Source organism: Kitasatospora sp. NPDC028961 (assembly GCF_055564815.1).
In genome coordinates, this window is record NZ_JBVHVO010000005.1 from 159014 (window position 1) to 169245 (window position 10232).

General features: G+C 72.1%; 5 protein-coding genes. 2 read left to right on the forward strand and 3 right to left on the reverse strand.

Annotation, left to right across the window (positions count from 1 at the left end; all coding sequences use genetic code 11):
• Positions 1 to 139 precede the first annotated feature (139 nt).
• The 3 genes from ACZ4UX_RS13080 to ACZ4UX_RS13090 all read right to left on the reverse strand — a co-directional run bounded on the left by ACZ4UX_RS13080 (position 140) and on the right by ACZ4UX_RS13090 (position 6172).
• Positions 140 to 3892 (reverse strand): multifunctional oxoglutarate decarboxylase/oxoglutarate dehydrogenase thiamine pyrophosphate-binding subunit/dihydrolipoyllysine-residue succinyltransferase subunit, encoded by a 3753-nt coding sequence (locus ACZ4UX_RS13080; RefSeq protein ID WP_329489572.1) that lies wholly within the window; start codon positions 3890 to 3892, stop codon positions 140 to 142.
• A gap of 336 nt (positions 3893 to 4228) precedes the next feature.
• Positions 4229 to 5356: a sensor histidine kinase gene (locus ACZ4UX_RS13085; protein WP_329489573.1), complete on the reverse strand. Its 1128-nt coding sequence runs from the start codon at positions 5354 to 5356 to the stop codon at positions 4229 to 4231.
• A gap of 78 nt (positions 5357 to 5434) precedes the next feature.
• Entirely contained in the window at positions 5435 to 6172 is a 738-nt protein-coding gene (locus tag ACZ4UX_RS13090; RefSeq protein WP_209411241.1) for a response regulator transcription factor, read from the reverse strand.
• Between the two features lie 575 nt (positions 6173 to 6747).
• On the opposite strand from ACZ4UX_RS13090, the gene ACZ4UX_RS13095 reads away from it, so the two are divergent.
• Both ACZ4UX_RS13095 and lon read left to right on the forward strand, forming a co-directional pair.
• Positions 6748 to 7506 (forward strand): rhomboid-like protein, encoded by a 759-nt coding sequence (locus ACZ4UX_RS13095; protein ID WP_465706666.1) that lies wholly within the window; start codon positions 6748 to 6750, stop codon positions 7504 to 7506.
• A gap of 163 nt (positions 7507 to 7669) precedes the next feature.
• Complete coding sequence (gene lon, locus ACZ4UX_RS13100; protein WP_465706667.1) at positions 7670 to 10063, forward strand: endopeptidase La; 2394 nt, start codon at positions 7670 to 7672, stop codon at positions 10061 to 10063.
• Positions 10064 to 10232: the final 169 nt, after the last annotated feature.

Here is a 10232-nt window from a genome sequence, read left to right on the forward strand (position 1 = left end):
GTGGGGGGATGTTGGGTGGAGAAGTTGGAACTTGTACACGGAGCTTCACAGGGGCCAAGGGAAAATGGAACGCCCCCGCCCCCCGGGGGGGGGGCGTGGGGCCCGGGGCCGTTCGAGCCCGACCGGGGCCGGGGCGGGCTCAGATGGTGAAGATCTCCTCCAGCAGCGCCTGCTGCTCGGCGGCGTGACGCTTGGCCGAGCCGACCGCGGGGGCCGAGGAGGCCGTGCGGGCGACGCGGCGCAGCCGCGGCGAACCGTTGGCACTGCGGCCGATGACGACCTGCAGGTGGTCGACCAGGTTCATCGCGATGAACGGCCAGGCACCCTGGTTGGCCGGCTCCTCCTGCGCCCAGACGAACTGGACGTCGTCGCCGTAGCGGGCCAGCTCCTCCTGGAGCTCGGCCACCGGCAGCGGGTAGAGCCGCTCGACCCGGACGATCGCGGTGTCGGTGACCCCGCGCTCGGTACGGGCCGCCTCGACGTCGTAGTAGAACTTGCCCGCCGTGATGACGACCTTGCGGACGTTCGCCGGGTCGACGGTGGTGTCACCGATGACCGGGCGGAACGAGCCGGACAGGAACTCCTCGGTGGCACTCGCCGCGGCCTTCAGACGCAGCATCGACTTCGGGGTGAAGACGACCAGCGGCTTGTGGTGCGGGTTGTGCGCCTGCCAGCGCAGCAGGTGGAAGTAGTTCGACGGCAGGGTCGGCATGGCGACCGTCATGTTGTTCTGCGCGCACAGCTGCAGGAAGCGCTCCGGGCGGGCGGACGAGTGGTCCGGGCCCTGGCCCTCGTAGCCGTGCGGCAGCAGCAGGGTGACGCCGGAGTGCTGGCCCCACTTCTGCTCGGCGGAGGCGATGTACTCGTCCACCACGGTCTGCGCGCCGTTGACGAAGTCGCCGAACTGCGCCTCCCACATGACCAGCGAGTTCGGCCGCGTCAGCGAGTAGCCGTACTCGAAGCCCATCGCCGCGTACTCGGACAGCAGGCTGTCGTACACGGTGTAGCGGGCCTGGTCCTCGGTCAGGTACAGCAGCGGGGTGTAGTCCTCGCCGGAGACCCGGTCGATGAGCACCGCGTGGCGCTGGCCGAAGGTGCCGCGGCGGCTGTCCTGGCCGGCGAGGCGGACGGGGTGGCCCTCCATCAGCAGCGAGCCGATGGCGAGGGTCTCGCCCATCGCCCAGTCGATGGTGTTGTCCTCGACCGAGGCGGCCCGGCGCTGCAGCTGCGGCAGCAGGCGCGGGTGGACGGTCAGCCAGTCCGGCAGGTTGACCTGCGAGGCGGCGATCCTCTTCACCATCTCCTGGGAGATGCCGGTCTGGATGTTGACCGGGAAGTCCGCCTGCGGCTTGCCGTTGGAGGCCGGGGCCGGCGTCTGGGCGGCGTCGCGGACCTCGGCGAAGACCTTCTCCAGCTGGCCCTGGAAGTCCTGGAGCGCCTGCTCCGCCTCTTCCATGGTGATGTCGCCGCGACCGATCAGGCCCTCGGTGTACAGCTTGCGCACCGAGCGCTTCTTGTCGATCAGGTCGTACATCAGCGGCTGGGTGAACGACGGGTTGTCGGCCTCGTTGTGACCGCGGCGGCGGTAGCAGATGAGGTCGATCACGACGTCCTTGTGGAACGCCTGACGGAACTCGAAGGCGAGCCGCGCGACGCGGACCACGGCCTCCGGGTCGTCGCCGTTCACGTGGAAGATCGGCGCCTCGATCATGCGGGCCACGTCGGTGCAGTACATCGACGAGCGGCTGCTCGCGGGCGCGGCGGTGAAGCCGACCTGGTTGTTGACCACGACGTGCACGGTGCCGCCGGTGCGGTAGCCGCGCAGCTGCGACATGTTCAGGGTCTCCGCGACGACGCCCTGGCCGGCGAAGGCCGCGTCGCCGTGGATCTGGATCGGCAGCACCGGGAAGGTGGTGCCGCCCTGGTCCAGGATGTCCTGCTTGGCGCGGGCGATGCCCTCGACGACCGGGTCCACGGCCTCCAGGTGGGAGGGGTTCGCGGCGAGCGAGACCTTGATGGTCTCGCCGTCCAGGCCGGTGAAGGTGCCCTCGGAGCCGAGGTGGTACTTCACGTCGCCGGAGCCGTGCATCGACTTCGGGTCGAGGTTGCCCTCGAACTCGCCGAAGATCTTGCCGTACGGCTTGCCGACGATGTTGGCCAGCACGTTGAGGCGGCCGCGGTGGGCCATGCCGATGACGGCCTCGTCCAGGCGGTGCTCGGCCGCCGAGTCGATGGTCGCGTCCAGCAGCGGGATGAGCGACTCGCCGCCCTCCAGCGAGAAGCGCTTCTGCCCGACGTACTTGGTCTGCAGGAAGGTCTCGAAGGCCTCGGCCGAGTTCAGCCGGCGCAGGATGCGCAGCTGCTCCTCGCGCTCCGGCTTGGTGTACGGCTTCTCCAGGCGCTCCTGCAGCCACTTGCGCTGCGTCGGGTCCTGGATGTGCATGTACTCGATGCCGACCGTGCGGCAGTACGTGTTGCGCAGCAGGCCGAGGATGTCGCGCAGCTTCATCATCCGCTGGCCGCCGAAGCCGCCGACCGCGAACTCGCGCTCCAGGTCCCACAGGGTGAGGCCGTGCGTGGTGACGTCGAGGTCGGGGTGCTTGCGCTGCTTGTACTCCAGCGGGTCGGTGTCGGCCATGAGGTGGCCGCGGACCCGGTAGGAGTGGATCAGCTCGATGACGCGGGCGGTCTTGTTGACCTCGTCGTCGTGCGTGGTGGCCACGTCGGTGGCCCAGCGGACCGGCTCGTACGGGATCCGCAGCGACTCGAAGATCTCGTCGTAGAAGCCGTTCTCGCCCAGCAGCAGCCGGTGGATCTCGCGCAGGAACTCGCCGGACGCCGCGCCCTGGATGACGCGGTGGTCGTAGGTCGAGGTCAGCGTCATGATCTTGGAGACGCCCAGCCGGGACAGCGTCTCCGGGGCGGAGCCCTGGAACTCGGCCGGGTACTCCATGGCGCCGACGCCGACGATGGTGCCCTGGTTCTGCATCAGGCGCGGCACGGAGTGCACGGTGCCGATGCCGCCGGGGTTGGTCAGCGAGACCGTGACGCCGGTGAAGTCGTCCATGGTCAGCTTGTTGGCGCGGGCCCGGCGGACGATGTCCTCGTAGGCCTGCCAGAAGCCGAAGAAGTCGAGGGTCTCGGCCTTCTTGATCGCCGCGACCACGAGCTGGCGGTCGCCGTTCGGCTTCACCAGGTCGATGGCCAGGCCCAGGTTCACGTGCTCGGGCTTGACCAGGTACGACTTGCCGTCCTTCACCTGGTAGCTGTGGTTCATGCCCGGCGAGGCCTTGATGGCCTGGACCAGGGCGTAACCGATCAGGTGCGTGAAGGAGACCTTGCCACCGCGGGCGCGCTGCAGGTGGTTGTTGATGACGATGCGGTTGTCGATCAACAGCTTGGCCGGCACGGCGCGCACGGAGGTCGCCGTGGGCACCTCCAGCGAGGCGTCCATGTTGGTCGCCACCGCCTTGGAGGGGCCGCGGAGCTGGACCAGCTCGGGGCCGGTCTCGGCGGGCGCGGCCGGCGCCGGAGCGGCGGCCTTCGGGGCCGGGGGCGCGGCAGGAGCTGCGGCGAGGGGCGCGGGCGCCGGGGCCGCGGCGGCGGGCGCTGGCGCGGCCGGTGCGGCGGGGGCGGGCGCGGCCGGAGCAGCAGCGGCGGGCGCGGGGGCGGCAACGGGGGTCGGCGTGGGGCCGACCTGGGTCGCGGCCTGGGTCACTGGGGTCACCTCGGTACCGGGCTTGTAGTCGGCGAAAAAGTCCCACCAGGCTCGGTCGACCGAGTTCGGGTCCTGGAGGTACTGCTGGTAGATCTCGTCGACGAGCCACTCATTGGGGCCGAAGCCAGTGGAGCTTGCCGAGCTGTTGGGGGTTTCTTGGGACTGTGGCGACACGGCGGCAACCGCCCTCTTCCGCTTCCTTTTGGGATGTTTGGACAGCGGGGATTAAGGCTACGCCCCTGACCAGTGATCGCGCAGTCCCCAGGGCTCAGGCGTCGCCCAGATCACAGTCCTGACCTGCAGGTTGGCTGAAAATGTGCGTTAGAAAGCCGCCTCGGATGGGAAGCGATCGCTTCCGATCAGCCGCTATATATGGATGAAACCGGACAAATCATAGTCCGGAGCCACCTGGATCGTCCGTCCACGTCTGTGTCGCTTCTGTGACATGCGGGCGACGTCCGATCGACGCGGGCGGGTGCCCGGGGCCGCCGAGCGGACCCCGGGCGGGCGCTACCGCGGGCCGGGCAGCCGGACCTCGATCCGGCAGCCGGGGGAGGCCTCCGCCACCTCGATCCGCCCGCCGTGCAGGTCCACCGCCCAGCGGGCGATGGCCAGCCCCAGCCCGGTGCCGCCGTCGGAGCCGGGCCCCTGGGCGGTGGCGGTGCCGCTGCGGCTGAACCGCTCGAAGACCCGGGTGCGGTCGGCCGCCGGGATGCCCGGCCCCTCGTCCTCGACCTCCAGCAGCAGCGCGCCGGGCTCGCCGCCGGGCCGGGCCCGGACCGTGACGGTGCCGCCGGGCGGGGAGTGCTTGCAGGCGTTGTCGACCAGGTTGGCGACCACCTGGTGGAGCCGCTCGGTGTCCGCCACGCCGGTCAGGCCGGCCGGGCTGACCTCCAGGGCCAGCCGGACGTCCCCGCGCCGGGAGAAGGCCCCGCCGGCCGTCGCGCCGTCCACGGTGACGCCGCGCAGCACGCCGTCCAGGAACTCGCGCACCTCGAAGGGGCGCGCGTCCAGGTCCACCACCCCGTCGTCGATCTTGGACAGGTCGAGCAGGTGGGTGACCAGCCGGCCGAGCCGTTCGGTCTGCTCCAGGGCGGCGCCCAGGGTCGCGGGATTGGGCTGGACCACGCCGTCCACCACGTTCTCCAGCACGGCGCGCAGCGCGGCGATGGGCGTGCGCAGCTCGTGGGAGACGTTGGCGACAAGCTCCCGGCGGTGCCGGTCGGCGGCCTCCAGGTCGGCCGCCATGTGGTTGAAGGTGGCCGCCAGCTCGCCGATCTCGTCCCGGGAGCTCACCTCGACCCGGCGGCTGTAGTCGCCGGAGGCCATCGCGCGGGCGGCGGCGGTCATGTCGCGCAGCGGGGCGGTCAACCCGTGCGCGAGGAACTGCATGAAGAGCAGCGAAGCGATCATGGAGAAGACCATGATGATCCGGATCTGCGTCTCGGAGCGGATCGCCACCACGACCATGCCGGTGGCGAGGAAGACCGAGACGATCACCAGGAGGGCGAGCTTGCCCTTGATCGAGCGGACCGGGTCGAGCGGCCGGATGTCGGCCCACACCCGGTGGGCGGCGCGGGCGGCCAGCGTGGGCCGGGCGCCGTCGGCGTCGCCGTTGCGTTGCTGTGGAAAGGTCATTGGTCCCCTGTGATCCCCGCGGGTCCGCGCGGCGGTTCGGGACACGGGCCCCCCGGAGGCCCGGTGCCCGAGGCGCCGCTAGGAGAGCGGGGCCTCCAGCGCGTAGCCGACCCCGTGGACGGTGCGGATCCAGCTGGCGCCGATCTTCCGGCGCAGCGCCTTGACGTGGCTGTCCACGGTGCGGGTGCCGGACGCGTCCGTCCAGTCCCAGACCTCGGCCAGCAGTTGCTCGCGGGTGAGTACCGCCCGCGGCTGTGCGGCCAGGCAGGCGAGCAGGTCGAACTCGGTCGGCGTCAGGTGGACGTCGCCCGAGGCCAGCCGGACCCGGCGCTGCACGTGGTCGATCTCCAACTCGCCGAAGCGCAGCGAGCCGAGCGCCGGTGTGCGGGCCGCCTGCTGGGCGCGCTCGACGCGGCGCAGCAGGACGTTGACCCGGGCCGCCAGCTCCCGCATGGAGAACGGCTTGGTCATGTAGTCGTCGGCGCCCACGCCGAGACCGACCAGGAGGTCCGTCTCGTCGTCACGCGCGGTCAGCATCAGGACCGGTACCGGGCGTTGGGCCTGGATCCGGCGGCACACCTCAAGGCCGTCGAAGCCGGGCAGCATGATGTCGAGCACGACCAGGTCGGGCTGCCAGGTGTGGAACCCGTCGACCGCGCCCGGGCCGTCGTGGGCCACGGCGACCTTGAAGCCCTCCGCGCCCAGCCGGGCCGCGATCGACTCGGCGATCGTGGGCTCGTCCTCCACCACCAGCACTCTGCGCTGGCTGCTCACCGTGCCGCCGCTGTTCTGGTTGTCCTGCTGAATTTCTGTCACGGTCACGCCACCGCCCCCAGGGCTGCGGGCCGGCCACCTGTGGGGATGGCGAGGCTCCGCTCGTAGTCTTGTTCCGTCGTGGACTGTGCCGGGTCCGCCGTCCCGTAGCGCGTGCGGAGTCGGAGGACAGGTGTGGACTGCCCACCGCTCCCGCACACTTCGCAGCGTACGGACACCCGGTGCTTCCCGGCAGGTGGACCGGATGTTTCCGGCCCGTGGGCCGGCCGTCCGGCCGCCCGTCGGACCCACTCGGAAGTGGGCACGGGCCAGTACCTTACCCGCCGATTTTTCACTGCGTAACGGTACGTATGCACTCCAGTTGGCGACAAGCCGCCGGTCAGAGCCGCTACTCGTGCGTAGACGGAGTGCAGGTCTGTACCAATCCTGGAGTCGCGCGCCACATGATGTTCACGGGGTATTCCCAGCTGGCTCCCAGGACCCCGAAGTACCGTGGTCACGACAAGTCGCACAGGTGGGATTTCCGGCGCGCGCCGGTACGTTGAGCACCGGACGGGGGCCGGAGGCTGCGGGTCTGGAGCGGAGGCGGCATGGCGGAGCTGCGGAGGAACGCTGTGGTGAGCGGGCCGCGTCCGGGGCCGCCGTACGGGATGCTCCGGTTCGGCCTGCGGGCCGGTCTGGCCGTCTGGGTGCTCGCCCGGGTGCCGACGCCCCGGCGCAACCCCTTCGCGCTCGGCTACCTCGCCGTGGTCGTGGCCACCACCACCTTCGCCGGGCTGGCCGACCCGGACCTCGTGCTCCGGCTGCAGGAGGCCTCCAGTTCGGACGGGCACAACCTGGTCCACCACCCGCTGCGCGCCCTGCTGTTCAGCGGCTTCTGGGTGTCCGGGACGATCTGGATGCCCTACCTCTGGGCCTTCGCCTTCACCGTCGCGCCGCTGGAGCGCCGGGTGGGCGCCGTCCGGGCCGCGGCGGTCTTCGGGATCGGGCACGTCACGGCGACGGTGCTCTCCCAGTCGGTGGTGATCACCGCCGTGGCGACCGGCCGGATGGAGCCCCGCGCGCTGGACTGCCTGGACATCGGGGTCAGCTACGGCGTGCTGGTCAGTCTCGGTGCGCTGGCCGGGCTGCTGCCGCCGCACGGGCGGCTGCTCGCGCTCGGCGGCGCCGCCGTCCTGGTCGCCGAGCAGATCGCCGGCGACCGGGACCTGGTGACCGGGGTCGGCCACCCGGTGGCGCTGCTGACCGGGGTCGCGCTCTGGCGCTGGCTGCGGAACGGGCCCGGCCCCCGGTGGCGGCGCCCGGAGGCGGCGGCCGTCGGCGCCACGGGCCCGGCGCAGGCCCAGGGGGCGACCGCCCTGCTGGACCGCGCGTAACTGCCGGGTGCTCCCGGGGGGTGGCGCGCGCCCCCGCGAGGCGTTTTTGACACCCTTTCCCGGACCCCTCCTTGTTCGCTCCCGGCGAACAGGGCGGGGGGAACATTCCATCGCTGCGAAACCTTAGTCAGGTCAACTCAACTTCGCTGACTGGGGAGAGATCATGGCATCGACGTCCACTCCGCTCACCCTGCCCGTACTGCCGCTCGACGACGAGGTCGTGCTCCCGGGCATGGTCGTCCCGCTGGACCTCAAGGACACCGAGGTGCGTGCCGCGGTCGAGGCCGCGCGGGCCGCGGCCGCCGGCGCCGGCAAGCCCCAGGTGCTGCTGGTGCCGCGGGTGGACGGCTCGTACGCGGCGGTCGGCACCCTCGCCACCGTCGAGCAGGTCGGGCGGCTGGCCGACGGGGAGCCGGCCGCGCTGGTCCGCGCCGTGCGCCGGGTCCGGATCGGCGTCGGTACCACCGGGCCCGGTGCCGCGCTCTGGGTGGAGACCACGCCGTTCCGGGAGTCCTCGGAGGGCACGCCGGTGGCCGGCCGCGCCGCCGAGCTGGTCAGGGAGTACAAGGCGCTCTCCACCCAGTGGCTGCGCAAGCGCGGCGCCTGGCAGATCGTCGACCGGGTGGCCCAGATCGAGGGCGTCGGCGAGCTGGCCGACAACATCGGCTACGCGTCCTTCGTCACCGCGGAGCAGAAGCTCAAGGTGCTGCTGGAGGCCGACCAGGTGGCTCGCCTGGAGTACGCCCTCACCCTGCTGCGCGACCACCTCGCCGAGGAGGAGGTCAACGACACCATCCGCAAGGACGTCGAGGAGGGCGTGGCCAAGCAGCAGAAGGAGTTCCTGCTCCGCCGCCAGCTGGAGGCCGTCCGCAAGGAGCTGGCCGAGCTGAACGGCGACCCGGCCGACGAGGAGGGCGACTACCGCGCCCGGGTCGAGGCCGCCGACCTGCCCGGGAAGGTCCGCGAGGCCGCGCTGAAGGAGGTCGACAAGCTGGAGCGGGCGTCCGACCAGTCGCCCGAGGGCTCCTGGATCCGCACCTGGCTGGACACCGTCCTGGAGCTGCCCTGGAACGAGCGCACCGAGGACGCCTACGACATCGCCGGCGCCCGGGCCGTGCTGGACGCGGACCACTCCGGCCTCGGGGACGTCAAGGACCGGATCGTCGAGTACCTGGCCGTCCGCAAGCGCCGGGCCGACCAGGGGCTCGGCCTGGTCGGCGGCCGCCGCGGCGGTGCGGTGCTGGCGCTGGTCGGCCCGCCCGGCGTCGGCAAGACCTCGCTGGGCGAGTCGGTGGCCAGGGCGATGGGCCGCACCTTCGTCCGGGTGGCGCTCGGCGGCGTCCGGGACGAGGCGGAGATCCGCGGCCACCGGCGCACCTACGTCGGCGCGCTGCCCGGTCGCCTGGTGCGCGCGATCAAGGAGGCCGGCTCGATGAACCCGGTCGTCCTGCTCGACGAGATCGACAAGGTCGGCTCCGACTACCGGGGGGACCCGGCGGCCGCCCTGCTGGAGGTGCTGGACCCGGCGCAGAACCACACCTTCCGGGACCACTACCTGGAGGTCGAGCTGGACCTCTCGGACGTGGTCTTCCTCGCCACCGCCAACGTGCTGGAGGCCATCCCGGAGGCGCTGCTCGACCGGATGGAGCTGGTCCGGCTGGACGGCTACACCGAGGACGAGAAGGTCGTCATCGCCCGGGACCACCTGCTCCCGCGCCAGCTGGAGAAGGCCGGACTGACGAGCGCGGAGGTCTCCGTCGAGGAGGAGGCGCTGCGCAAGCTCGCCGGGGAGTACACCCGCGAGGCCGGCGTCCGCACCCTCGAACGCTCGATCGCCCGGGTGCTGCGCAAGATCGCCGCGCAGTCCGAGCTGGGCGAGCGCGAGCTGCCCGCCGCGATCGGCGCGGGCGAGCTGCGCGCGCTGATCGGCCGGCCCCACCACGTCCCGGAGGCGGCCCAGGAGCCCGCCGAGCGGCGGACCGCCGTACCGGGTGTGGCGACCGGCCTGGCGGTGACGGGCGCCGGCGGCGACGTGCTGTACATCGAGGCCTCGCTGGCGGACGCCGAGACGGGCGGCACCGGGCTCACCCTCACCGGGCAGCTGGGCGACGTGATGAAGGAGTCCGCGCACATCGCGCTCTCCTACCTGCGCTCGCGCGGCGCCGAGCTGGAGCTGCCGGTCACCTCGCTGCGCGACCGGGGCGTGCACCTGCACGTCCCCGCCGGGGCCGTCCCCAAGGACGGGCCGAGCGCCGGCATCACCATGACCACCGCCCTGGCCTCGCTGCTCTCCGGCCGCCGGGTGCGCACGGACGTGGCGATGACGGGTGAGGTGTCGCTGACCGGGCGGGTGCTGCCGATCGGCGGGGTGAAGCAGAAGCTGCTCGCCGCCGACCGGGCCGGGGTCAGCACGGTGATCATCCCCAAGCGCAACGAGGCCGACCTGGACGACGTCCCGGCCGAGGTGCTGGAGCGGCTCACCGTCCACCCGGTGGCGGACGTGCGGGAGGTGCTGGAGCTGGCCCTGGAGCCGGCCGAGGTGCTGGTCGCCGCCTGACGGCGGGACGGGAACGGGCGGCGGGGGGGGGGGGGGGGGGGGGTGGGGGGGGGGGGGGGGGGGTCTGGGGGGGGGGGGGGGGGGGGGGGGGAGCAGAGGGGGGGGGCGGGGGGGGGGGGGGGGGGGAGGATGGGGTGCTGTTTTTTTTTTTTTTTCGTGTGGCGCGCGA

Coding starts and splice junctions, on each gene's coding strand:
- ACZ4UX_RS13085 (WP_329489573.1), bottom strand. CDS start 5,356: ATGACCTTTCCACAGCAACGCAACGGCGACGCCGACGGCGCCCGGCCC.
- lon (WP_465706667.1), top strand. CDS start 7,670: ATGGCATCGACGTCCACTCCGCTCACCCTGCCCGTACTGCCGCTCGAC.